Origin of the sequence: Tsukamurella sp. USMM236 (genome assembly GCF_037148755.1) — a bacterium.
GTDB lineage: Bacteria > Actinomycetota > Actinomycetes > Mycobacteriales > Mycobacteriaceae > Tsukamurella.
This window is the reverse complement of the sequence record NZ_JBBCSS010000003.1, coordinates 487,229-510,548: the sequence shown is the minus strand read 5'-3', so window position 1 is coordinate 510,548 and position 23,320 is coordinate 487,229. Positions and strand designations below refer to the sequence as shown.

At 72.2% G+C, this 23,320-nt stretch carries 26 protein-coding genes, 1 tRNA gene and 1 pseudogene; 14 read left to right on the top strand and 14 right to left on the bottom strand.

Annotation, left to right across the window (positions count from 1 at the left end; translation table 11 throughout):
* Positions 1 to 2: 2 nt before the first annotated feature.
* Complete coding sequence (locus tag WFK95_RS13555; protein WP_224649740.1) at positions 3 to 605, bottom strand: TetR/AcrR family transcriptional regulator; 603 nt, start codon at positions 603 to 605, stop codon at positions 3 to 5.
* An 88-nt stretch (positions 606 to 693) separates the two neighbouring features.
* Complete coding sequence (gene purD / locus WFK95_RS13550; RefSeq protein WP_224649742.1) at positions 694 to 1,932, bottom strand: phosphoribosylamine--glycine ligase; 1,239 nt, start codon at positions 1,930 to 1,932, stop codon at positions 694 to 696.
* A gap of 39 nt (positions 1,933 to 1,971) precedes the next feature.
* On the opposite strand from purD, the gene WFK95_RS13545 reads away from it, so the two are divergent.
* Positions 1,972 to 2,373, top strand: a complete 402-nt coding sequence (locus WFK95_RS13545; protein ID WP_224649745.1) for an HIT family protein — start codon at positions 1,972 to 1,974, stop codon at positions 2,371 to 2,373.
* A 6-nt stretch (positions 2,374 to 2,379) separates the two neighbouring features.
* Here WFK95_RS13545 and WFK95_RS13540 read toward each other — a convergent pair whose 3' ends face one another.
* The 4 genes from WFK95_RS13540 to WFK95_RS13525 form a co-directional block, all read right to left on the bottom strand.
* Positions 2,380 to 3,786, bottom strand: coding sequence for a sensor histidine kinase (locus tag WFK95_RS13540; RefSeq protein ID WP_224649747.1), 1,407 nt, complete (start codon positions 3,784 to 3,786; stop codon positions 2,380 to 2,382).
* Positions 3,787 to 3,792: 6 nt separating this feature from the next.
* On the bottom strand, positions 3,793 to 4,476 hold the full coding sequence (locus WFK95_RS13535) for a response regulator transcription factor (protein WP_224649796.1): 684 nt from the start codon (positions 4,474 to 4,476) through the stop codon (positions 3,793 to 3,795).
* Between the two features lie 108 nt (positions 4,477 to 4,584).
* Entirely contained in the window at positions 4,585 to 4,908 is a 324-nt protein-coding gene (locus WFK95_RS13530; protein WP_224649749.1) for a GNAT family N-acetyltransferase, read from the bottom strand.
* A complete protein-coding gene (locus WFK95_RS13525; protein WP_336671022.1) occupies positions 4,905 to 5,909 on the bottom strand; it encodes a pirin family protein in 1,005 nt (334 codons plus the stop codon). The genes WFK95_RS13530 and WFK95_RS13525 overlap by 4 nt, the downstream gene beginning before the upstream one ends.
* An 18-nt stretch (positions 5,910 to 5,927) precedes the next feature.
* On the opposite strand from WFK95_RS13525, the gene WFK95_RS13520 reads away from it, so the two are divergent.
* Positions 5,928 to 6,392 carry a carboxymuconolactone decarboxylase family protein gene (locus WFK95_RS13520; RefSeq protein WP_224649754.1) on the top strand — a complete coding sequence of 155 codons (465 nt, stop codon included), beginning with the start codon at positions 5,928 to 5,930 and terminating at the stop codon, positions 6,390 to 6,392.
* A 19-nt stretch (positions 6,393 to 6,411) separates the two neighbouring features.
* On the opposite strand, the gene WFK95_RS13515 is transcribed toward WFK95_RS13520, so the two are convergent.
* Positions 6,412 to 6,777, bottom strand: coding sequence for a hypothetical protein (locus WFK95_RS13515; RefSeq protein ID WP_224649756.1), 366 nt, complete (start codon positions 6,775 to 6,777; stop codon positions 6,412 to 6,414).
* A 201-nt stretch (positions 6,778 to 6,978) separates the two neighbouring features.
* On the opposite strand from WFK95_RS13515, the gene WFK95_RS13510 reads away from it, so the two are divergent.
* On the top strand, positions 6,979 to 7,818 hold the full coding sequence (locus WFK95_RS13510; RefSeq protein WP_336671021.1) for an alpha/beta fold hydrolase: 840 nt from the start codon (positions 6,979 to 6,981) through the stop codon (positions 7,816 to 7,818).
* A 134-nt stretch (positions 7,819 to 7,952) separates the two neighbouring features.
* A complete protein-coding gene (locus WFK95_RS13505) occupies positions 7,953 to 8,258 on the top strand; it encodes a hypothetical protein (RefSeq protein ID WP_224649760.1) in 306 nt (101 codons plus the stop codon).
* Between the two features lie 23 nt (positions 8,259 to 8,281).
* Here the strand turns inward: WFK95_RS13505 and WFK95_RS13500 are convergent, their stop codons facing one another.
* The 3 genes and pseudogenes from WFK95_RS13500 to WFK95_RS13490 form a co-directional block, all read right to left on the bottom strand.
* Positions 8,282 to 8,770: a GNAT family N-acetyltransferase gene (locus WFK95_RS13500; protein ID WP_224649762.1), complete on the bottom strand. Its 489-nt coding sequence runs from the start codon at positions 8,768 to 8,770 to the stop codon at positions 8,282 to 8,284.
* Positions 8,771 to 8,779: 9 nt separating this feature from the next.
* Positions 8,780 to 9,190, bottom strand: coding sequence for a VOC family protein (locus tag WFK95_RS13495; protein ID WP_224649765.1), 411 nt, complete (start codon positions 9,188 to 9,190; stop codon positions 8,780 to 8,782).
* Between the two features lie 49 nt (positions 9,191 to 9,239).
* Positions 9,240 to 10,117, bottom strand: a pseudogene (locus WFK95_RS13490) (crotonase/enoyl-CoA hydratase family protein).
* Between the two features lie 41 nt (positions 10,118 to 10,158).
* On the opposite strand from WFK95_RS13490, the gene WFK95_RS13480 reads away from it, so the two are divergent.
* A tRNA-Thr gene (locus WFK95_RS13480) sits at positions 10,159 to 10,230 on the top strand.
* Between the two features lie 17 nt (positions 10,231 to 10,247).
* Positions 10,248 to 10,415, top strand: coding sequence for a hypothetical protein (locus WFK95_RS13475; RefSeq protein WP_224649769.1), 168 nt, complete (start codon positions 10,248 to 10,250; stop codon positions 10,413 to 10,415).
* 85 nt (positions 10,416 to 10,500) lie between these two features.
* Here the strand turns inward: WFK95_RS13475 and WFK95_RS13470 are convergent, their stop codons facing one another.
* Positions 10,501 to 12,207, bottom strand: coding sequence for an aldehyde dehydrogenase family protein (locus tag WFK95_RS13470; RefSeq protein ID WP_336671018.1), 1,707 nt, complete (start codon positions 12,205 to 12,207; stop codon positions 10,501 to 10,503).
* Positions 12,208 to 12,373: 166 nt separating this feature from the next.
* Here WFK95_RS13470 and WFK95_RS13465 point away from each other — a divergent pair, with 166 nt between their 5' ends.
* The 6 genes from WFK95_RS13465 (at position 12,374) to otsB (ending at position 19,012) form a co-directional block, all read left to right on the top strand.
* A complete protein-coding gene (locus WFK95_RS13465; protein ID WP_336671017.1) occupies positions 12,374 to 13,570 on the top strand; it encodes a PucR family transcriptional regulator in 1,197 nt (398 codons plus the stop codon).
* 99 nt (positions 13,571 to 13,669) lie between these two features.
* Entirely contained in the window at positions 13,670 to 15,016 is a 1,347-nt protein-coding gene (locus WFK95_RS13460) for a flavin monoamine oxidase family protein (protein WP_336671016.1), read from the top strand.
* A 137-nt stretch (positions 15,017 to 15,153) separates the two neighbouring features.
* Positions 15,154 to 16,581 (top strand): threonine/serine ThrE exporter family protein, encoded by a 1,428-nt coding sequence (locus WFK95_RS13455; protein WP_224649778.1) that lies wholly within the window; start codon positions 15,154 to 15,156, stop codon positions 16,579 to 16,581.
* A 55-nt stretch (positions 16,582 to 16,636) separates the two neighbouring features.
* Positions 16,637 to 16,798 (top strand): hypothetical protein, encoded by a 162-nt coding sequence (locus WFK95_RS13450; RefSeq protein ID WP_170181081.1) that lies wholly within the window; start codon positions 16,637 to 16,639, stop codon positions 16,796 to 16,798.
* A 7-nt stretch (positions 16,799 to 16,805) separates the two neighbouring features.
* Positions 16,806 to 18,251 (top strand): alpha,alpha-trehalose-phosphate synthase (UDP-forming), encoded by a 1,446-nt coding sequence (locus tag WFK95_RS13445; RefSeq protein WP_224649780.1) that lies wholly within the window; start codon positions 16,806 to 16,808, stop codon positions 18,249 to 18,251.
* Positions 18,248 to 19,012: a trehalose-phosphatase gene (otsB, locus tag WFK95_RS13440; protein WP_224649782.1), complete on the top strand. Its 765-nt coding sequence runs from the start codon at positions 18,248 to 18,250 to the stop codon at positions 19,010 to 19,012. The genes WFK95_RS13445 and otsB overlap by 4 nt, the downstream gene beginning before the upstream one ends.
* A 170-nt stretch (positions 19,013 to 19,182) precedes the next feature.
* Here otsB and WFK95_RS13435 read toward each other — a convergent pair whose 3' ends face one another.
* Genes WFK95_RS13435 through WFK95_RS13425 form a run of 3 tightly spaced genes read right to left on the bottom strand, consistent with a single transcriptional unit; the run spans position 19,183 to position 22,251 of the window.
* Positions 19,183 to 20,028, bottom strand: a complete 846-nt coding sequence (locus tag WFK95_RS13435) for a transglutaminase-like domain-containing protein (protein WP_224649784.1) — start codon at positions 20,026 to 20,028, stop codon at positions 19,183 to 19,185.
* Positions 19,995 to 21,170: a L,D-transpeptidase gene (locus tag WFK95_RS13430; RefSeq protein WP_224649798.1), complete on the bottom strand. Its 1,176-nt coding sequence runs from the start codon at positions 21,168 to 21,170 to the stop codon at positions 19,995 to 19,997. Before WFK95_RS13430 ends, WFK95_RS13435 begins: the two co-directional genes overlap by 34 nt.
* A gap of 19 nt (positions 21,171 to 21,189) precedes the next feature.
* Positions 21,190 to 22,251: a UDP-N-acetylmuramate dehydrogenase gene (locus tag WFK95_RS13425; protein WP_336671015.1), complete on the bottom strand. Its 1,062-nt coding sequence runs from the start codon at positions 22,249 to 22,251 to the stop codon at positions 21,190 to 21,192.
* Positions 22,252 to 22,275: 24 nt separating this feature from the next.
* Here WFK95_RS13425 and WFK95_RS13420 point away from each other — a divergent pair, with 24 nt between their 5' ends.
* Positions 22,276 to 22,791 carry a DUF2505 domain-containing protein gene (locus tag WFK95_RS13420; RefSeq protein WP_224649788.1) on the top strand — a complete coding sequence of 172 codons (516 nt, stop codon included), beginning with the start codon at positions 22,276 to 22,278 and terminating at the stop codon, positions 22,789 to 22,791.
* An 18-nt stretch (positions 22,792 to 22,809) separates the two neighbouring features.
* Positions 22,810 to 23,319, top strand: a complete 510-nt coding sequence (locus tag WFK95_RS13415) for a DUF2505 domain-containing protein (protein WP_224649790.1) — start codon at positions 22,810 to 22,812, stop codon at positions 23,317 to 23,319.
* Position 23,320 lies beyond the last annotated feature (1 nt).

Below are 23,320 nucleotides of genomic sequence, written 5' to 3'. Positions count from 1 at the left end.
GCTCAGGGATGCAGGGGCGCGAGATCGTCGACGACGGTGCCGAGCGCCTCGCGCACGGCGCGGGGCACGTCCGCCCCGTGGGTGGTCAACGCCGCGAGGACGGCGCCGTCCTCGATGGCCATCAGCCGATCGACGCCCGGCCCCGTCGCCCGGCGACCCGAGCGGGTGAGCACCTCGACGTGCAGCTCCGCCAGGACGTTCCGGACCTGCGCCTGCAGGCGGGTGAGCTCGGGATCCCGCGTGCACAGCACCATCCGCTCGTACCGCGAGACCAGCGCGCCGCGCTCGGCGGCGGTGTCGCAGGCGAAGAAGACCGAGGTGAGGAGCTTCGCGAGCGCCGAATCGCCGCGCTTGCGCCGGCTCACGGCCTCTACGCGGCCGCGGACCGCGGCGAGGTCCAGCTCGCCCGCGTACGCGACGGCGTTGGACAGCAGGTCGCCCAGCGACTCGAAGTAGTAGGTCGTGGCCGCCAGGGGGATGTGCGCACGGTGCGCCACCGCCCTGTGCCGCACCGATTCGAAGCCGCCCTCGACGAGGAGCTCCCCGGCCGCCGCCACAAGGGCCGCGCGCCGGCGCTCACCCTTGGGCGTGGTCGCGGCTGTCATCTGGGACATGCTGCCAGCACGTCCCGCCCGGCCTGAGGGTTTCGACCAAATCGTCGGCACCCATCCGCGCCGACATCGGACAAAAGCGCTACTGCAAGGCCTGGTGACCGATGTCCGTGCGGAAATGACTGCCCGGCAGCTTGATCCGCTCGAGCTTGGCGTAGGCGTCCGCGCGGGCCGCTCCCAGGTCGTCGCCGACACCGACCACGTTGAGCACGCGGCCGCCGTTCGAGACGAGGCGTCCGTCGGCGTCGACGGCCGTCCCGGCGTGGTAGATCCCCGCGCCGTCGGCGCCGGTGATGACGTCGCCCTTGCGCGGCGTCGCCGGGTAGTTCTCGGCGGCGAGCACCACGGTGATAGCCGCACCGTCGCGCCACCGGAGCGGGGGCAGCGCGCCGAGCGCGCCCGTGGCGGTGGCGTTCAGCGCCTCGCCGAGCGGCGACTCCAGGAGGCTCAGCACGGCCTGCGTCTCGGGGTCGCCGAAGCGGCAGTTGAACTCGACGACGGCCGGCCCCTCGGAGCCCATGGCGAGGCCTGCGTAGAGCAGGCCGGAGAACGGGGTGCCGCGGCGCACCATCTCGCGCGCGACGGGCCGCACGACGGTCTCGACGATCTCGTCGACCGCGCCGTCGGCGAGCCAGGGCAGCGGGGCGTAGGCGCCCATGCCGCCTGTGTTGGGGCCGGTGTCGCCGTCGCCGACGCGCTTGTGGTCCTGCGCGGGCAGCAGCGGGACGACATCCTCACCGTCGACGAGGCAGAACAGGGAGACCTCGGGGCCGTCGAGGAAGGACTCGAGCAGCGCGGGCCGGCCGGACTCGATGAGGTCGGCGGCGTGCGCCCGGGCCGCGGCGCGGTCCGCGGTGACGACGACGCCCTTGCCAGCGGCCAGGCCGTCGTCCTTGACGACCCAGGTGGGTCCGAAGCGGTCGAGCGCGGCGTCGATCTCCGCGGGGCTGTCGACGATCTCGCTGCGCGCGGTGCGCACGCCGGCGGCGTCCATGACGTCCTTGGCGAAGGCCTTCGAGCCCTCGATCTGCGCCGCGGCGGCGGACGGGCCGAAGACGGCGATGCCGCTGGCCCGGACCGCGTCGGCGACGCCGAGGACCAGCGGGACCTCGGGGCCGATCACCACGAGGTCGGCGCCGAGGCGCTCGGCGAGCGCCGCGACCTCGTCGCCGGAGGAGGCGTCGACGTCGTGGTTCGTCGCGATCGCCGCGGTGCCCGGGTTGCCCGGGGCCGCATGGAGCTCGGTGACCTGCGGGTCACGGGTGAGCGCGTCGAGGAGGGCGTGTTCGCGGCCGCCGGTGCCGATGACGAGTACTCGCACGGCCATGACACTACCGGGCACCTCCACTAGCCTGGCCCCATGGCATCCGTCTTCTCGAAGATCATCGCCGGCGAGCTCCCGGGCCGGTTCGTGTACCAGGACGATTCGGTGGTGGCGTTCCTGACCATCGGCCCCCTCACGCAGGGCCACGTGCTGGTGGTGCCGCGCGAGGAGGTGGACCACTGGGAGTCGATCGACGACGAGCTGTGGGCCCACCTCAACGACGTCGCACGCAAGATCGGTCGGGCGGTCAAGCGCGCCTTCGACGCGCCGCGCGCGGGCCTGATCGTCGCCGGCTTCGAGATCCCGCACCTGCACCTGCACGTCTTCCCGGCGTACGGGCTCACCGACTTCGACTTCACCAACGTCGACCCGAACCCGAGCGCCGATTCGCTCGACGAGGCCCAGACCAAGATCGTCGAGGCGCTCGCCGCGGAGTGACCGCGGTCAGCGGGGCAGGCGCACTGTGAACGTCGCGCCCTCCCCCGGCGCGGTGTCGACGGTGACGGTGCCCCCGTGCCGCTCGACGATGCCGTGGACGATCGACAGGCCCAGGCCCGCGCCGCCGCTGCCGCGGCTGCGGGAGGAGTCGGTGCGGTAGAAGCGTTCGAAGACGCGCGCGGCCTCGTCGGGCTCCATCCCCGGCCCGGTGTCGGCGACGGACAGCACCACCGCGCCCGGCTCCTCGGCGAGCCGGACGCGCACCGTCGCCTCGTCGGGCGTGTGCCGCAGCGCGTTCGAGACCAGGTTGGTGACCACCTGGTGCAGGCGGTCCCGGTCGCCGGTCAGTGCGACGGGGCCGGCACCGTCGACCTCGAGCGCGATGTCCCGGCCCGGCTCGCGTGCCTGCGCGGCGTGCACCACGTCGTCGGCGACCGCGGTGAGGTCGACGGTGTCCGAGGCCAGCGGCCGGCGGGCGTCCAGGCGCGCAAGCAGCAGGAGATCCTCCACGAGCAGGCCCATCCGCTCCGCCTCGGACTCGATGCGCGACATGACGAAGCCGGTGTCGTCGGTGGCGCCCTGCCGGTACAGCTCGGCGAAGCCGCGGATCGACGTGAGCGGGGTACGCAGCTCGTGCGAGGCGTCGCCGACGAAACGGCGCATCCGCTCCTCGTCGGCGCGCGCCCGCTCCTCCGACGATGCGACGCGGTCGAACGAGTCCTGGACCTGGTGCAGCATCGTGTTGATCGACGTCGAGAGCCGGCCGACCTCGGTGTGCGGCGGCGCCTCGGGGACGCGGCGCGTGAGGTCCCCCGCCGCGATGGCCTCGGCGGTGGCCTCCACCTCCTCGAGCGGGCGGAGCGAGCGCCGCACCACGAGGTAGCCGAGGCCGCCCGCGATGACGAGGACGCCGCCGCCGATGAGCAGTTCCAGCACGATCATGGCGCGCAGGGTCGAATCGACGTCCGAGAGCGTGACCGCGACGAAGGCCACGCCGTACTGCGAACTCGACTGCACGACGCGCCACTGCGGCCCCTTGCCGCCGACGGAGCGCACGGTGACGGCGTCGCCGTGCAGGTCGCCGAGGCCGGACAGGTCCGGCTGCTCGGTGAAATCGGGGTTGCTGATCCGCAGCTGGGTGCCGTCCGGCAGGAAGACCGCCTGGTAGAAGCGGGTGGGCGGAGGCTTGCTGCCGCGCACCGGCTCCGGCAGGCTCGGCTTCGGGCGGGCCCAGGTGTCGGCGGCCTGCCGCAGCGTCTGATCCTCGCGGGAGAGGAGCTGATCCTTCATCGCCGCGGTCAGTGCGGTGCCGGAGGCGAGCAGGCCCAGGAAGACGAGGCCGACGACCAGCGCAACGAGCGATAGGCGCAGCGGCACGCGGGACGCGAACGAGGTGTTCGGGGTCGAACCCATGCGGGCCTACCGGGGTTCGCGGAGTACGTACCCCACGCCGCGGAGGGTGTGGATCAGCCGCTTCTCGCCCGTGTCGACCTTGCGGCGCAGGTAGGAGACGTAGGACTCGACGACGTTGACGTCGCCGCCGAAGTCGTAGTGCCAGACGTGGTCGAGGATCCTCGGCTTCGACAGCACCACCCCGGCGTTGACCATGAAGTAGCGCAGCAGCGTGAACTCGGTGGGTGAGAGCGAGACCAGCTCGCCCGCCTTCCACACCTCGTGCGTCTCGTCGTCCAGCTCGAGGTCGGCGAAGGTCAGGCGGGTCGAGGCCTCGTCCTCGCCGAAGCCGTGGCGCCGCAGCAGCACGTTGATCCGGGCCACGACCTCCTCGAGGCTGAACGGCTTGGTGACGTAGTCGTCGCCGCCCAGCGTGAGGCCGGCGACCTTGTCCTCGACCGAATCGCGCGCCGTGAGGAACAGCGCGGGCGCCTCGATGCCGTCCTGGCGCAGCCGCTTGAGCAGGCCGAGGCCGTCCATGCCCGGCATCATGATGTCGAGCACCATGACGTCGGGCCGGAAGGTGCGCATGCGATCGAGCGCGGCGGGGCCGTCCGGGGCAACCGCCACGTCGAAGCCCTGGAACTTCAGGCTGACCTGCAGCAGCTCCCGGATGCTCTGCTCGTCGTCGACCACGAGCACGCGGGGCATCGATTCGTCTTTCGCACTGGACACACCGCCATAGTGCACCGTCGGGCGTCCGGGACTCTGACGACTCGCTGTCAGTTCCCTGTGAACGTCGCGCTCGCGCCTCGCCCGCTACAGGGAGGCGAGGATCTCCGGGGTCACCGGGTCGACGATGTCCTGCACCTCGGGGTGCTTGGACACGTACCGCTTGACCAGCGGGCACACCGGGACCACGCGCTTGCCCGCGGCGCGGGTGTCCTCCAGCGCGTCGTGCACGAGGATGCCGCTCAGGCCGCGGCCGGAGAACTTCTCGTCGAGCTCGGTGTGCGGGAAGATGCGCTGCTCACCGCGGTCGATGAACACGGTGAAGCCGGCGAGCTCCCCGTCGACGGTGATGTCGTAGCGTCCCTCGGCGTCGTTGCGGGCGACGGCGACGGTCTCGGTGTTCTCGGTCATTGCGGGTTCCTCCTGCGGGGCTTGAGCCGGGTGGTCGGAAGCGGGGGCGCCGGCAGGTACTGATCGTCGCGCCATCCGCTCACACTGCCGAAACGCGCGGCACGCGCCTGCCATTCCTCGCGGTACTCGACGATCTCGTCGTGGGTGCGGCCGACGAAGTTCCACCACATGACGATGTCCTCGTCGAAGGGGACGCCGCCGAGCAGGACCACGCGCGCGTCCTCCTCGGTGGGGTTGTGCAGGCGGAGGCCGCCGAGGCCTAGCCCGGCGTAGCCGAGGTCGCCCCAGGCGAGGGCGACACCGTCGAACAGCAGCTTCTGCGTGTCGAGCAGGACGCCGTGCTCGAAGGTGGGGTCGACGGCGAGGCTGACCCGCGCGCCGGGGCGCAGGATCAGCTCCGCGCCGAGCAGCGGGGTGGCCGTGAAGACCGGCGAGGTGCTGTCGGCGAGCTCGCCGATGAAGACGCGGGCGGTGCCGCCCGGGCCGCCGGGCCGCACGTCGGGCAGGTCGACGGCGGGTGGCGCGTAGTGCTGGAAGCCGTTGGGCGCATTGCGCGCCCGGTCCGGGAGGGCGAGCCACAACTGGACGCCGTGCAGGCGCCGGGTCTCCGGGGTGGAGACCTCGGAGTGGCTGATGCCGTAGCCGGCGGACATGAGGTTGATCTCACCCGGCAGGACCGGCGCCTCGACGCCGGCGCTGTCGCGGTGCTCGATCTCGCCCTCGAACAGCCAGCTCACGGTCTGCAGGCCGGTGTGCGGGTGGGGCGGGACGTTCATGCCGCCGGAGCGGTCCACCTCGTCGGGGCCGTAGTGATCGGCGAAGCACCACGCCCCGATCATCGAGCGCTCGTGCGTGGGGAGGGTGCGGCGCACCGTCATCGCGCGGGGGCCGCCGAGCGGGACCTCGCGGGCCTCGATCACCTCCACGCCGGCGGCGGGGGCCGGCCCGTCCACCGTGGCCCCGCACTCGACCTCTTCGGGCTGTCGGTCGACGTTGCTCATGACCGCTAGCCTAGTGCCATGCCAGCCCAGCGCGTGCGGATCGACAAGGCCTCCCCTCGGATCTACAAGCAGTTGATCGCGGTCTCGACGGAGGTGGCCGAGGCGGCCGCCGCCGTCGGAATCGGCCGTGACGTGGTCGAATTGGTGAACCTGCGGTGCTCGCAGCTCAACGGCTGCGCCTACTGCCTCGACCTGCACGCGCGCGCCGGGCGCGCGGCGGGGCTCTCCGACCAGCAGCTCGACGTGCTGGCCGCCTGGCGCGAGGCGCCCGTCCTGTTCGACGACGTGCAGCGCGCCGCGCTCGAGATCGCCGAGCTGGTGACGCAGCTGCCCCCGCACCACGCGGCGGACATCGCGTACGACCGCGCCACCGATGTGCTCGACGAGGCCCAGACCTCCGTGCTCATCTGGGCCGCGGTCACGATCAACGCGTTCAACCGGGTATCCGTGATCAGTGGGTACGAGGTGCGGCACCGCGTGTGAGCGCGGCACCGCATGCGCTCTAGAGCGCCGGCTCGTAGGAGATCTGGTAGCCGTTCGGGGCGATGACGGCGAGGCCGCGGCCCACGTCGACGCGGTAGGTGTAGCCGTTGTTGACGGCGCTGTACGACGCGCCGTTCGACCACACCACGGGCGCGGTCACGGCGAGGCCGTTGCCCTTGCCGAAACCGCGGTACTCCGTGCGGCCGTCGCCCTGCCAGCGGCAGATCGACACACTGGAGCTGGGGGTCTCGAGGTGCGTGACCGTCCATTGATGCACGTCGCAGCCGTTCGGCGACGCGTTGGCGGCCCCCGGCGCAACGGCGGCGATCCCTGCAGCTGCCGCCAGGGCGGCGGTGGCGGCGACGATCTTCTTGCGGATGATCATGACGACTGCTTCTCCGTGGACGTTTGCTGACCTCCCCATCGTCGCGCGCAGGTCTTGAGCCCTGCTCAAGAGACACTTAAGAGCCAGGTCAGCGCACGCAGCACGGCAAGCGATGCCGCGCACCCGGCACGTGCGCAGATCCGCGCGGACCTCCGCCCCTGGTCGGATGCCGCGCACCGTCGGGCGTGGTTGGCTGAGGGCATGACGGAACGGATCACGGAGTTCACGCGCTCGGGCCTGACCTTCCCGGTGGTCGACAGCGGGCCGATCGACGGCGAGATCGTCGCACTGCTGCACGGCTTTCCGCAGACCCCCACCTCCTGGGCGGCGACGGCCGAGCACCTGCACGAGCAGGGGTACCGCACCGTCGTGCCGTGGCAGCGCGGGTACACGCGGACCGCCAGCCCGGCGCGGCGCTGGCAGTACCGCAGCTCCGAGCTGGCCGCCGACGCCGCGGCGCTGCTGGAGCGGACGGGGCCGGCACATCTCGTCGGGCACGACTGGGGATCGTCGACGGCGTGGCTCACGGCCGCCACCTACCCGCACCTGGTGCGCACGCTGACCGCCGTCTCCGTGCCGCACCCCTTCGCCTTCCTGCGGGCGTTCCTCCGCTCCGACCAGGCGCTGAAGTCGTACTACATGTACCTGTTCCAGATCCCCGCGGTGCCGGAGCTGCTGGCCCGGCGGTTCCCCGGGCGCTTCGAGGCCTTCCTCCGCGGGAGCGGCATGCCCGACGATGCGATCCGCACCGTCGTGGACGAGGTGCTGACGCCCGGGCTGCTGGGCGGCGGCCTGAACTACTACCGCGGGATGCCGTTCACCACGGTGAAGCCGGGACAGAACACGCGGATCACGTGCCCGGTGACCTACATCTGGAGCACCGACGACGTCGCACTGACCAGGGCCGGAGCCGAGCTCGCGGGTGAGTACGTCGACGGGCCGTACCGGTTCGTGGTGCTCGACGGGGTGAGCCACTGGATCCCCGACGAGCGGCCGGAGGAGCTCGCGGCGGAGATCGTGGGCACGGCCGCGCTGGCCTGAGCGGGATTCCGCCGTGGCCGCCCTCCCACGACCAACAAGTTGTTCGAACATCATTCGATTTCGTTATAGTTTCGTGATGTTGTGATCGAACGTCGGTGGTAGACTGGAGGCATCACCGAACGCGGGGGTGCGTCATGAACGGCAGCGCAGGGAACGACCACATCACGTGGCTCGAGGCTGCCGAGAGGAGCATCGCGGAATTCGCTCTCGCGACCGCGATCGCCGACGAGATCGCCGAACTCGACGCCGCGGAATCCGCTGCGTACGAGGCCTCATCGATGTCGGACGAGGTTCTTGAGACCTCGCCGTGTCGGATCAACACTGCCGCGCGAGTGCGGCCCACTGGGGCCGCCGTCCGTTCGACGCTCCGCCCGGGGGAACGCCCCGTCGGCCGGCGGCGCCGAACCGCCGCGGATCCCGTCGCGGCCCGCTCCCCGTAGGCGCGGGTGTTCGAGCGATCCCGCTAGAGGATCCGCTGCATCAGGACCAGGTCCAGCCAACGACCGAACTTGATCCCCACCTGGGGCATCTGACCGGTCACACGGAAGCCGAGCTTGCGGTGCAAGGCGACCGAGGCGTGGTTGGACTCCTCGATCGCCGCGACGACGACGTGCACGTCGGACTGCTGCGCGCGCTCGATGAGCGCGTTCATCAGGGCCTCGGCGATGCCACGCCGGTAGAAGCCGTCGGCCACGTACACCGAGTTCTCGACGGTGTGCCGGTATCCCGACTTCGCACGGAAGGGCCCGTACGAGGCGTAGCCGCCCAATTCACCGTCGACGAGGGCGACGAGGACCGGGAAGCCACCGGCCCGACGCTCGGCGAGCCATGCCTCGCGCTCGGCGAGGTCGGCCTTCTCCTCGGACCAGATGGCGGTCGAGTTCTCCACGGCATCGTTGTGGATGACGAGGATCGCCGGCAGGTCGGCCGGCTGGGCGTCGCGGATCTCCATGCGGCCAGCTTATTGCTCGGCCACGAAGATGCAGAACGGGTGCCCGTCGAGGTCGGCGTAGACGCGCAGCGGATCCTCCGGGTCGTCGAGTCGGTCCTCGATGAGCGTGCCGCCGAGTTCCAGGACGCGGCGGTGGTGCTCCGCGAGTTCGGCGTCGTCGCGGGCGGCGAAGTCGAGGTGCAGCTGCTGCGGCACGTCCATGGACGGCCACGTCGACCGGGCGAACGCCGGCACCGTCTGGAAGCCGAGCAGGCGGCGGCCGTCGGTGCCGAGCAGCACGATGAAGGTGGGATCCGCCGCGCCGTCGCGCGGCTCGTCGCCGGGGAGGTACGCGAGACCGAGGAGGGCGCGGTAGAACTCCGCGGACCGTCGTGCGTCCGCGGCGTCGATGACCAGCTGCCGGAAGCGGGGAGGTGCCATGCGCCCAGGGTAGGCGCGCTCCCCGGCCCGGCGCCGGTCCTCGCGACAGCTAGTCGGCGACGATGCGGGGCGTCTCCGAGGCCTTGGCCGTGAACTCGGGCGCGCGCTTCTCGAGGAAGGCGGCCACGCCCTCCTTGCCGTCGCCGATCGACGAGTAGTACATCGCCAGCGAGTCGGCGAGGTGCGCGTCGAGCGGCTTCGCGGAGCCGAGGCCGCGGTAGATCAGCTGCTTGTTGAGCGCGACGCCGGCGGCGGAGCGTCCCTTCACCCACGAGCGCGCGAGCTCCTGCGCGGCGGGCACGAGTTCGTCGGGTTCGTGCAGGCTGCGGACGAGGCGGCCCTCGCGCGCCTGCTCGGCGGTGAGGATGTCGGCGGAGTAGACCCACTCCAGCGCCTGCGCGGGGCCGACGATGCGCGGCAGGAACCAGCTGGAGCAGGCCTCCATGACGATGCCGAGCCGGCCGAAGACGAAGCCGATGCGCGCCTTCGTCGACGCGAGTCGGGTGTCCATGGCGAGGGTCATCGTCGCGCCGATGCCCACCGCGGGGCCGTTGATCGCGGCGATCACGGGCTTGGGCAGCGAGTAGATCGCCAGCGTGAGCTTGCCGCCGGTGTCGCGCACGCCGTCCTGATACGGGCCTGGTCGTACGCGGCGGCGAACTCCTCGGGGGTCGGCTGCACGGACTCGTCGAGCCCGAAGACGTTGCCCTCGCCGGTGAGGTCCATGCCGGCGCAGAAGGCGCGGCCGGCGCCGGTGACGACGACGGCGCGCACCTCGTCGCGCCGGGCGTGGACCTCGAAGAACTCCGTCAGCTCCCGCGCCATCGTGACGCTGAAGGCGTTGAGCTGATCCGGGCGGTCGAGCACGAGGGTGGCGATGCCGTCGTCGTCGAGCGTCCAGCTGATGGTCTCGAAGGAGTCAGTCATGCTGGTCACGATATGCTGGCGCCGCGGCCGCGAGGCCGCGCGCCTCCCTAGCTCAGTGGTAGAGCACCGCTCTTGTAAAGCGAAGGTCGTCGGTTCAATCCCGACGGGGGGCTCCGCGAAAGGAGCGACGATGTCCACCACCGTTCAGGTCGTCCTGATCACCGCGCTGGTACTCGGCCTCGTCGCCGTGGTCTTCGGGCTCGTGTACCTCTGGAACTCCAAGGTCGAGGGCACCGCCCGCGAGCAGAAGATCGACGGCTTCTTCGACCGGCTCAGCGATCGGTTCTTCGACCGTTGATGTGAAAGATCGACGCCGCTGCGCCGTTTCGCGGACATGAGGTCGGCGGGTCGCGGCGATGCGGCGTCGATCTTTCACTCGGCGGTCAGCCGCGCAGGGCGGAGGCGAAGATGCCGGGCAGCTTCAGCCACGAGGGCTTCGCGGCGAACTCGGTGAGCCGGCGGCCCGTCGTCGCGCCGGTGCGGTTGGTGACGAACCACGGCGGCTTCGGCGACATCGACAGCTCGCCGCCCGCGAACGAGCGGGGCGACGGGCGGAAGGGACCGCGCACGACGGTCCGCTCCACGTCGTCGAGCAGCAGCGCGTTGTGGACGACGCCGATGCCGCTCTGCACGTCGTCGATGGTGTGGCCGGGGAAGGCGCCCCACGACGCGCGGGCGGTGAGGTAGCCGACGCCGGTCCAGGCGTTCACCGCGATGGTGCCGTAGCGCAGGTCCGCGATCGCGCGATCGAACACCGAACCGAGGCCCTTGATGGTCGCGGGGTCGGCGACGATGTTCACGCCGAGGGTGCCCTCGAAGTCCTCGTTGGCGGCACGGACCGCCGTCGCGAGGAAGCCAGCGGCGTCGCCGGGGAGCTCGAGCACGCCGTATACCGGCGCGAAGTACTCGGTGTGCAGCGCCTCCTCGGTCCGGTCGGCCTGCAGGCCGAAGACGAGGGTGCGGGCACCGTCGGGCCCGACGGCCTGCGCCCGCTCGCCGTACCCGGCCCGGGCCGCGGCGACGCGATCGGCCGAACCCGGGTAGTAGTCGCGGCGCGACGGTGCGCGGTCGAAGGCCTCGCGCAGCTCGCGGAGGAACTCCTCCTTCTGCGGCCAGTCGGCGCTGATCACGGCCACCTGCGAGGCGACGCAGTTGTAGCCGTTGTTGTGCAGGCGCTGCGTGGCGAGGTGCTCGGCCTGGAACCGCAGGTCGGCGGCCGACCACTCGCCCGGCACGACGATGGTCGGCGAGACGCCGCCGAGCTCGCTGGTGATCGTCTTGTCGAGCAGCGGCCGGTTCTCGGCCTTGCGCTGCGCCCCTTCGGAACCCGTGCCGAAGACGATGGCGTCGTGGGTGCGGGCACTGCCGGTCATGTGCACCGTCGTGATGCCGGGGTGGTTGACCAGGGCCCCGCCCACGTCGGCGCCGCCGGTCACGATGCGGACGACGCCGTGGTCGATGAGCGGCGCGAAGGCGGCGCTGTAGGTGTCCAGCAGCGGGTCGGTGATCGGGTTGAGCTTGAGCAGCACCACGCGGTTGTCGGCGTAGAGCTGGTACAGCGTGTCGAGCGGCGGGATGGAGAAGATGTTGCCCGCGCCGAGCACCCCGGCGATGCCGTGGGTCACCGTCGGATCGAGGGAGCCGAGGCCGGCGCGGTCGCGGACCGACGCGGCGTCGACGCCCGGGACGGTCCAGACCTGCGCGCTGAACCCGCTGAGCAGGAGCTGGTCGAAGGCGCTGTGCGGCAGCACCTCGACGGCCGAGCGGCCGCCGGGCGCGGGGCTGATGGTGAAGCCGTCGACGGGGCTGCGGCCCTCCTCGAGCGCCGCCAGCGAGGTCGCGAGGGCCTCGCAGGCGGTGATCACCGAATAGGGGCCGGAGAGCCACTCCTCGCCGAGCAGCGTGGAGTCGGCGGGCAGGCCCTTGATGCCGGCGGCCGCGTCGACCCACTGTTGCGCGACGGCCGCGGTGGCCGCGCGCACCTCGTCGAGCAGGGCGCGGCGCCCCGCGAGGGTCGTGGCGGCCCAGGTGCGCTCGCCCTGCTGCAGGTCGGCGACGGCGGCGTCGAGGACTGATTCGGTGGTGGTCATGGGCTCTCCGGTCTCCGTACGGCCCCGGGGTGAGCCGGGTCACTGTTCCCCTTCGAGTCTGACCGCCCACGGCGCCGCGGGCATCGTGCCGGAGTTCCGCCTGCACACGGGCGGTGTTGTGCTAACGCACAACGACCGGGCGGGGACGGGCGGCTACCATCGAGGGGTGTCGACGATCACAGCACCGTCCGGTGCCTCCCCGGCGGAGTTCGCCCGGCTGCTGGTGGACGACGTGGACGCGCTCACCGACGAGCTGGTCGAGCGGATCCTCACCGGCGAGCACGCCTACGCCGAGAGCACGCTCATCACCCCGGACGAGCTGCGCGAGGCTGTGCACGCGAACCTCGACTCGGTGCTGCGGCAGCTGGGCGGCGGCCCCGAGGAGGACCTGCACGCCGCCCGCGCCACCGGCCGCCTCAAGGCCGAGTACGGCTTCCCGCTGGCCGCCCTGCTGCACGCCTACCGGCTGGCCGGGCGCCTCGTCTGGGACCACATGCGCGCCGCGTGCGTCGACCACCCCGAACTGCTGCCCGACATCGGCGGCGACGTCTGGCGCATCATCGACGACTACTCGACCGCCGCCGCCGAGGAGTACGGGCGCGCTGTCGCCGATCGCACCACCCGGCACACCGAGCTCCTTCGCGTGGAGCTGCGCGCCCTGCTCGACGGGGTGCTCGAGCCCGGCCGCCTGCACGCCGCGGCGCAGACGCTGCAGCTCCCCGCGACCGGGACCTTCCTCGTCGTCTGCGCCGAGGCCGGCGCGGACCCCGCGGCCACAAGCGGCGAGCCGTACGCCGGCATCGACCGCCGGCTGCGGGACAGGCTCGTCGCCGCGCACTGGATGTCGGACGTGCAGACCCGCATCGGGCTGCTGAGCCTGAGCACCCCGCACGTGCTGCCGCAGGTCCTGGAGTTGCTGCGCACCGAGGCGACCGGACGCGTGGGCATCAGCACCCCCTTCGCCGCGCCGCTCGACGCGCGCGACGGGCTGCGGCAGGCGGAGCTCGCCATGACCAGCCTGGTCCCCGGCGCGGCGGCGACCGAGACCTACGGACAGTCGGCGCTGCCGCTCGCGCTCGCGCACTCCCCGGCCGCGGCGCGGGAGCTGCGGGACGCGGTGCTCGGCCCCGTGCTCGCGCTGCCGGAGGCCGACCGCGACGCCCTCATCGCCACCGTCCGGGCCTGGTTCGACTGCGGCGGTTCGCTCGTCGCCACCGCGGAGCGGCTGCACTACCACCGGAACACGATCAACCACCGGCTCCGCCGGATCGAGCAGCTCACGGGCCGGGACCGCTCCGACCCGCGGGCCGCCGCGGAGCTGTACGCCGCGGTCCTCGCGGACCGGCTGTTCGGCCGCAGCTAGGCACCGGATCAGGCGAAACGTCCCGCGGGCGTCGGACCATCCCTATAATCAGTCATACGACCGACTTTATTGCGGCGCTCGCCGCGGAACGGAGACGCCATGACGGACCGGCCCGAGGCGCACCCCCAGGCGCAACCCGACGAGCACACCGTCGAGGAGCGCACCGTCGTCGTGGTCGGGGCGGGCGTCGCCGGCCTGCGCACCGCGCTCGACCTGCACGACCGCGGCGTCGACGTCCTCGTCCTCGAGGCCGCGCCCCGCGTCGGCGGCCGCGTGCTCACCGAGACCACCGCGCTCGGCAGCCACGTGGACCTGGGCGGGCAGTGGATCGGCACGGGCCACCACCGGTTCACCGCGCTCGCCGCCGAGTACGGCGCGCAGGTCTTTCGGATGGAGACGCCCCGGCTGCCGAGGCTCGTCGACGGCCCGCGGACCGTCGGCGTCACGAGCCCCACGTTCCTGCTCGCCGGCGCCGCGCTCGCCGCCTGGGAGGGCCTCGTCCGCCTCGGAGGGCCGCACGTCGGGCGCGACGTCCTCGTCGCAGACCTGCTGCGCCGCGTCCCGGGCCGCGCCCGCCGGCTCCTGCGCGTCCTCTTCGAGATCGCCTCCACCGCCGACCCGGAACGCCTCACCCTGCGCGACTTCGCCGCCACCGTCCGCGCCATGGAGGGCCTGACCACCGCCATGACCACGCGGGGCGGTGCGCAGGACTCCCTGGTGGTCGACGGTGCCGGCACCCTCGCGGTCCGCATGGCCGAGCGGCTCGGGGACCGCGTCCGCACCGAGAGCCCCGTGCTCGCGATCCACCGCGACGACGCGGGCGCGACGGTGCACACCGCCACGGGCGCCGTGCGGTGCCGCCGCGTCGTGGTCACCGCACCCCCGCCGATCGCCGCGGCGATCGAGCACCGTCCGGCCCTGCCCGCCGAGCGCGCCCGCGCCGAGCGGGGCATGTACATGGGCTCGGTGTACAAGGCCCTCGCCGTCTACGAGCGCCCCTTCTGGCGCGAGCGCGGCCACGCCGAGCTGATCGCGATCGACGACCCGGGGGTGGGCGTCTTCGACACCTCGCCCCCGACGGCCGACGGTCCCGGGCACCTGTGCCTGTTGGTCGGCGGCACCGACGCCCGCACGCTCGACGGCCTGAGCCCGGCGGACCGTCGGGACGCGCTGCTCGGACGTCTCGCCCACCACCTCGGCGACGACGTCCGCACCCCGGCGGGCTGGCACGAGAAGTCCTGGCACCTCGACGAGTACGTCGGCGGCGGCTACCTCGCCTTCCCCGACCCGGCCGCGGGCGGGATGCCCTTCCCCCTCGGCCACGCGCCCGCGGGCGCCGTGCACTGGGCCGGGACGGAGACCGCCGGCGAGCACGCCGGGTACATCGAGGGCGCCCTCGAATCGGGCGAGCGGGCGGCCGCGGAGGTGCTCGCCGCACTGGGCTGAGACGGGCGCGGGCGCGGCACGGATCCGACGCGGATCACAGCGCCGCGAGGGGGCCGGAAACCGGCGTGATCTGGCACAGTAACGAACGAGGTCCGTGCCACGACACCGACGTGTTACCCCCGAGGAGGTGCCCCACCGTGAAGCCCGCGTTCCGCGATCGCCTCGCGCACGCAGTCCAGGCCCTGACCGGCCGGAACGCTGCCACCGTCGACACCGCCGGAATGCCGGTCCTGACGCCGCTGCAGCCCGTCGACCTCCGCGACAACGAGACCGTCGGCGAGGTCCTCGAGGTCGCGATGAAGGTCGGCGAGGTGCTGCTGGATTCCGGGACCGGCGCCGTCGACACCGAGGCGCAGGTGCGGTACGTCGCCGCGACCTACGGCATCGACGACGTGACCGTGAGCGTCACCTACAACGCGATCACCGTCTCCGTGCAGCGCGGGCGCGGCCTGCCCCCGTCGACCTACATCCGGATGGTGAGCCACCGGTCCCTCGACTACACGCGGCTCTCCCAGGTCGACACCCTGGTGCGGCGGATCGGCCGCGGGCGCATTCGCCCCGACCAGGCGCTCGCCGCCCTCGAATCGATCATGACCGCCGGGCACCCCTACCCGCGCGCCGTCGCGACCTTCGGCTGGGCGCTCATGGCCGGCGCGCTGACGCTGCTCCTCGGCGGCGCCCCCGCGCTCGCGGCGGTCGCCTTCGTCAGCACCGCGCTGATCTACGCGGTCAACGTGCGGCTGAGCCAGTGGGGGCTCCCCTACTTCTTCCAGCAGGTCGTCGGAGGCTTCCTCGCGACGCTGCCGGCCGCGCTGATCTACCGGCTGTCCGTCGAGTACGGGTGGGACGTGCAGCCCTACCGGGTGATCGTCGCCGGGATCATCGTGCTCATGGCGGGGCTGTCGCTGGTCGGCTCGGTGCAGGACGCGATCACCGGGGCGCCGGTGACGGGCGCGGCCCGGTTCTTCGAGGTCGTCGTGTTCACCGGCGGCGTCGTGGCCGGCGTCGGCATGGCCCTGAGCGTCACCGCCCAGCTCGGCGCGACCCTGCCGCCGCTGCAGCAGCAGCCCTTCGACTACGCGCCGCTGCCGATCTTCGTCGCCTCGTCGGGCGTGGCCGCGGCCGCCTTCGCGCTGGCCGGGTACGCGCAGATCCGGGCGCTCACCGCGTCCTTCCTCGCGGGCTGCGCGGGCGCCGGCGTCGCGGGGTCCGTCCTCAACCTGGGCCTCGGGCCCATCGTCTCGTCGACGGTGGCCGCCACCGTCGTCGGCCTGGCCGGCGGTCTCCTCGCCCGACGGGCCGTGGTCCCCCCGCTCATCGTCGCCGTCGCGGGCATCACGCCGCTGGTCCCGGGCCTCGCGGTGTACCGCGGACTGTCGGAGCTGATGGAGGGGCAGACCACCTCCGCGCTGACCAACATGGCGACCGCGCTCACCGTCGGCTGCGCGCTGGCCGCGGGCGTCACGCTGGGCGAATGGGTGGCCCGCACACTGCGCCGGCCGCACCTCCCGCCGACCCTGCGACCGCACATCGGGGGCATCACGTTCCGCCGGGTCCGCGACTGAAACGTTTCGCAGGTAAACTGTCCTTGCTCGTCAATTCCCGAACGAAGGTGCGTTCATGCCCCCGAAGACCACGCAGGACATCAGCGAAGACGAACTCGAGCCCGTAGCGGACGAGACGGCTTACCAGGCCCAGCGGGTCGTCGCTGCGTACGCGGAGGACGCCGACGAGTGCCGCATGCTGCTGTCGATGCTGGGCATCGGCCCCAAGGAGGCGTAGCCCACTCATGGCCGCTGCGGCGTTCGGATCATCTGATTTCATCGTCGTGGCGAACCGGCTTCCGGTCGACGTCGAGAAGGCGCCCGACGGGACGCTGACCTGGAAGGAGGCCCCCGGCGGCCTCGTGACCGCCCTCAAGCCGATCCTCAGCGCCCGCAACGGCGCGTGGGTCGGCTGGCCCGGCGCCCCGGACGTCGGCGGCGAGCCGATCGAGGGCGAGGACATGCTCCTCGTGCCGGTCAAGCTCAGCGCCCAGGAGGTCGAGGAGCACTACGAGGGCTTCTCCAACGGCAGCCTGTGGCCGCTGTACCACGACGTCATCGTCAAGCCCGAGTACCACCGCGAATGGTGGAACACCTACGTCGAGGTCAACCGGCGCTTCGCGGAGGAGACCGCCAAGGTCGCGGCCGAGGGCGCCACCGTCTGGGTGCAGGACTACCAGCTGCAGCTGGTGCCCAAGATGCTGCGGATGCTGCGGCCCGACGTGAAGATCGGCTTCTTCCTGCACATCCCCTTCCCGCCCGTCGAGCTGTTCATGCAGATGCCGTGGCGGCGCGAGATCATCGAGGGCATCCTCGGCGCCGACCTCGTCGGCTTCCACCTGCCCGGCGGCGCGCAGAACTTCCTCTACCTCGCCAGCAAGCTCGCGGGCTACGCGACGAGCAAGAACTCGATCGGCGTGCGCTCGAAGTTCGGGGTGGTCACCGTCGGCTTCCGGTCCGTGCGGGTGGGCGCCTTCCCCATCTCCATCGACTCCGCCGACCTCTCCGCGACGGCGAAGCTGCCCGAGACGAAGCAGCGGGCGCGGGCCCTGCGCAAGGAACTCGGCAACCCCGAGAAGATCCTGCTCGGCGTCGACCGGCTGGACTACACCAAGGGCATCGACGTGCGGCTGCGCGCGATCGGCGAGCTGTACCAGGAGGGCCGCCTCGATCCGGAGCGGCACGTCTTCGTGCAGCTGGCGACCCCGTCGCGCGAGCGCGTCGAGTCCTACAAGGTGATGCGCGACGACATCGAGCGGCAGGTCGGCCGCATCAACGGCGACTTCGGCCGCATCGGCCGGCCGGTGATCCACTACGTCCACCGCCCCGTGCCGCGCCGCGAGCTGCTCGCCTTCTTCGCCGCCGCCGACGTCATGCTCGTGACCCCGCTGCGCGACGGCATGAACCTGGTGGCCAAGGAGTACATCGCCTGCCGCAACGACTCCACGGGCGCACTGGTGCTCAGCGAGTTCACCGGCGCCGCCGCCGAGCTCCGCCAGGCCTACCAGTGCAACCCGCACGACCTCGAGGGCGTCAAGAACGCCATCGACGAGGCCGTGCACCAGGAATCCGAGGACGGCAAGCGCCGCATGCGCACCATGCGCCGCCAGGTCCTGCAGTACGACGTCGACCGCTGGGCCCGCTCCTTCCTGCAGACCCTCGCCGGCACCGTCGACGAGACGCCCGCGTGAGCCTGCCCGCCGAGCTGTCGCAGGCGCTGACGCGGTTCGCCGGGCTGCCGGCGGTGCTCGTGGCCACGGACTACGACGGGGTCGTCGCGCCGATCGTCGCCGACCCCGCCGCGGCGTTCCCGCTGCCGGGGACCGTCGCCGCGCTGGAGGGCCTAGCCGTGCTCCCGGGGGTGACGGTGGCGCTCGTCTCCGGCCGCGACCGCGCAACGCTGGGGCGGCTGTCCGGCGCGTCCCCGTCGCTCGTGACCGTGGGCAGCCACGGGGCCGAGTGGGACGAGGGCTTCGAGGGGGCGCTGACCGCCGACCTGGTGGAGCTGCGGGCGACGGTGCTGTCCGGCCTCACCGCGATCGCCGAGCGTTTCCCCGGCGCGGCCGTCGAGCCCAAGCCGCTGGGCGCGGCGCTGCACGTGCGCAACGTCGTCAATCAGTCCGCGGGGCCGGTCGCGTTGGAGGAGGCCCGACGGGGCCCCGCCGCCCTGCCCGGCGTGCACGCCACCGACGGCAAGGCCGTCCTGGAGCTGACGGTGCTCGACGCGTCCAAGGGCCGCGCGCTGCAGACGCTCCGCGAGCGCACCGGCGCCGCCGCTGTGCTGTACCTCGGCGACGACGTCACCGACGAGAAGGCCTTCGCGGTGCTCACCGAGGCCGAGGACGTCTCCGTGAAGGTGGGCGACGGTGCCACCGCCGCCCGCTTCCGCGTCGACGGGCCCGCCGACGCGCGCGCGGTCTTCGAGGAGCTGCTCGCGCTGCGTCGCGGCTGAGTCTCGTCGAAGCTCCTCCGGAGGCGGGTGCGTCTCCGCGGCAGGCCATGCGTGGGACGCATGCCCTCTGATTCAGAAACACCGCGTGAACTGCGAATTCATCAGGCATGCGTGGCGCGCATGGCTCTCGCGCAGCAACACCGACCCGTCGAGCAGCGGGTAGGTGCGGCTCAGGCGATGGGGATCAGCGCATGGGGGTCGTCGTAGGGCAGGGGCGCGGCGGACTCGGCGGTCACCGTCAGGCGGTCGAAGCGGATGGAGCCGCCGTGGTTGTCGAGGAAGGCGATGTCGGCGGCGTCGCGGCCGGTGGCGATGCGCACCATCGCGCCGCGCGGGGCGAGCCCGGTCCCGTCGAGCACCCACCAGCGGCCGTCGACCATCACCTCGGCCACGGCGTGGAAGTCCATCGGGTCGCAGCCCGGCGCGAAGACCGCGCTCATCCGGGCGGGCAGCTTCAGGGCGCGGAGCAGCGCGATCGTCAGGTGGGCGTAGTCGCGGCAGACGCCGGCGGACGCGAGCAGGGTATCGGAGGCACCGTCGACGGAGCGGCTGGCGCCGGGCAGGTAGTCGAGCCGGCTCGCCACGAACTCCCGCACCGCCACAGCACGTTGTGCATCTCCGACCACGCCCGCGAACTGCTTCGCGGCGTAGCCGTAGAACCGGTCCACCTCGCAGTAGCGCGAGGGCCGCAGGTACAGCGACCGCAGGTACGCATCGCCGGGCTCCGGCGCCGCGAAGCCCGCGACCTGCGCGTGGTACTCCAACAGCACGATCCCGGGCCCGGCGTCGACGCGGTGGATGCGACCGCCGTGCGGCCCGACGACCTCGTGGACCGGCAGGGGCGCACCGTCGAGCGTGACGGCGAGCGACTCCTGCACCTGCAGGCCCGGCACCCGCGCGACGGTGGCCTGATACTCCAGCACGGTGGGGGCGAGCACGGTGCACGCCACCCGCGCGGACATCCTCCGCGCGCCGGGGATCACTAGTTCTTCGACAGCGCCGACATCGATTGCCACGTCGGCCAGTCTAGGGTCCAGTCGTAGATGTCCCCGTCCGCCTCCGAGAGCTCGATCGACGTGCCCGTGACCTCGACCGGATCGCCGAACAGCGCGCTCTCGAAGTAGCGCTGCGCGTCCTCGAGCGAGAGGTTGATGCAGCCGTTGGTGACGTTCGAGGCGCCCTGGTTCCCGACGGTGTTCGGGTTGGCGTGGATGAACTCGCCGTTGTTGGAGATCCGCACCGCCCAGCGCTCGCGCACGTTGAAGTACCCGGCGGCGGGGTTGGACATGGCGAAGTCCTCGTGCTTCTCGCTCACCACGTGGATGCCCGAGCGGGTGACGTTGCGCGGCAGGTCGCCCTCGCCGTACGAGCAGGGCAGGTCGAGGTGCACCTGGTCGCCCCGCATCACCCGGATCCGGTGCGACGGCGCCGAGGCCTTGACGATCTGCGACCGCCCGACGACGAAGTCGCTGGTCACGTCGCTGGCGCCGTACTGGCCGCCGCCGTGGTCGAGGCCGTAGAGCTTGGCGTTCATCGCCACCTTGGTGCCGGGCGCGAAGTACGCGCGCGGACGCCAGTGGGCGCGGGAGCCGTTGTCCTCGGGCAGCCAGGCCCAGGCGCCCTCGGTGTGCGGGGTCGTGGTGACCTCGAGGGCCTTCTCGACGGCCGCCTTGTTCTCGACGGTGCCCGCGAACTTGAGGATGAGCGGCGCGGCGATGCCGACCTCGGCACCGTCGGCGATGTTGACCTGAACGGACATCGTCGCGTCGGGCGAGACGACGGAGACCTCGCCGTCGAGGCTCGACCAGGTGCCGCCCTCGCCGTCCGCGGCGCCGGACCAGCGGTAGGTGGCGCCGAAGCCGAGGGGCTCGCTCGTCGAATAGGTCACACCGTCGGGCGATGCGGTCAGTTCGACCTTTTTGCCCGATTGGGTGTTGGTCAGCGCGACGCCCGGACGGAAGGTGCCGCCGCGGACCCGCACGGAGACGGTGTCGCGGGGGCCGATCTTCTTCCCGGCCCCGGGGGCGTACTCGAAGGTGGGGGCATCGGCCCTGGTCTCACCGATGCCGCCGTCGCGGGTGCAGGCGGTCGCGGCGACGGCCACCGTCGCCGCGGCACCGCCGAGGAAGGCACGCCGACGCACGGGCGCGCGAAACATGTCGAACACCGTATGAATTCTACTGGCGCAGCGGGGGAAGCTCCGCACCCACGAGCACGGGCTCGGGCCGCAGCTCGACGCCGAACCGGGCGAACACCCCATCCCGGACCTCGCCCGCGAGGGCGAGCAGTTCGGTCGTCGTACCGGTGCCGCGGTTGGTCAGCGCGAGGGTGTGCTTCGTCGACAGCGAGACTCCCGTGCGGCCACCGTCGTAGCCCTTGCCGAAGCCGGCCCGCTCGATCAGCCAGCCCGCGGAGAGCTTCACGCCGTCGGGCGCGGGGTACTGCGGCGTGCTCTCCCCCGTCGCCTCCTCGATGCGCCGCACCGTCGCGGCGGCGGCCGCGGCCGGGACGACGGGGTTGGTGAAGAAGGAGCCGACGCTCCAGGTGTCGTGGTCGGCCGGGTCGAGGACCATGCCCTTGCCGCGGCGCAGCGCCAGCACGTGCTCGCGCGCGAATGCCGGGTCGACGGTGGCACCGGGCTCGGCGCCCAGGGCCCGCGCGAGCTCGCCGTACCGGACGGGGGCCGACGCACCGTCGGACAGGGCGAACCGCACCCGGAGCACGACGTCCGCCGGGCCCGAGGTCGCGTCGTGCTGCTTGAGGCGCGACGTGCGGTAGGCGAGGCCCAGCGTCTCGGGCGCGACCCACTCGGTCTCGCCGGTGGCGCGGTGGAACAGCTCGACGGCGTCGAGCCACGCGGACACCTCGACGCCGTACGCGCCGACGTTCTGCACCGGCGTCGCGCCCGCGGACCCCGGAATGCCGGAGAGGCACTCGAGGCCGCCGAGCCCCGCGTCGACGGACGCGGCGACGACGTCGTCCCAGACGGCGCCGGCGTCGGCGGTGAGCAGGGTCCCGTCGATCGTGATCGCGTCGTGCGCCAGGTGCACGACGGTCCCGTCGAAGCCCGCGTCGGAGACCACCAGGTTGGAGCCGCCGCCGACCAGCAGCACCGGCTCGCCCGCGGCGTCGCAGCGCGCGACCGCCTCGGCGACCGCCGCGGCGGAATCGCAACGCAGGTAGGCGCGGGCGGGGCCGCCCAGGCGCAGCGTGGTCAACTCCGATAGCAGTTCAGGCACCCCGCAACGGTAACGTGTCCGGCTATGACCACCCGTCTCGAGCGCTCGCTCGACTACGCCACCAGTCCGGCCGCGCTGCACGCCGCGTTCACCGACGATGCGTACTGGCCCGCCCGTGTGGCCGAGGTCGGCGGCGAGGGCGCCCGCGTCGCGGAGCTGTCCATCACCGGCGAGGGCGCCGCGCGCTCCGTGCGCGTGCTCGTGGTGCACGTGATCGGCGAGGACAAGCTGCCGCCCGTCGTCACCGCGGTCCGCCCCGGCGGCCTGGAGATCCACCGCGTCGAGGAGTGGGGCCCGTTCGACGGCACCCGCTGCGAGGGCCGCTTCTCCGCCGACATCCAGGGCGTTCCCGCGCAGCTGTCGGGCACGGCCGTCCTGGAGGCGGGCCCCGAGGGCGCGCGCATCACCGCCGACGGCGAGGCCAGCGTGTCGATCCCGTTCGTCGCGAAGAAGGTCGAGTCGCTGGTCGTCGAGAACCTGCAGGAGCTCATGGAGAGCGAGCGGGAGTTCACCCTGCAGTGGATCGCGGAGCATCCCTGACCGGTAAGGTTCCCCCACATGGCACGACGTCTCAGCTATTCGGCGCGCTTCCCGTTCCCCGCCGACGTCTTCTACAACGCGTACTCCACCAAGGAGTACTGGACCGAGAAGATGACCGACTTCCGGAACCTGACCCCGCTGTCGGAGCTCTCCGAGTTCGACGTCGACGACGAGGGCATCACGGTCGTCCAGAAGCAGAACCTGCCGCACGAGTACCTGCCGCCGATCGCGCAGGGCGTCGTGAAGAAGGACATGATCATCACGCGCGAGGAGTTCTACGGCGCGTGGGACGGCGAGAGCTCGATCGGCGACTACAAGGCGTCGATCCCCGCGGGCCCCGGCTCGCTCAAGGGTGAGGCCTCGCTGTTCAACACCGAGACCGGCTGCACCATGCGCTACACCACCGTGGTGAAGGTCTTCGTGCCGTTCGTGGGCACCAAGCTCGAGCAGCTCATCCTCATCAACCTCGTGGACCTGTTCCGCGCCGAGGCCGAGTACCTCAAGTACTGGGTCGACAAGAACAACTGAC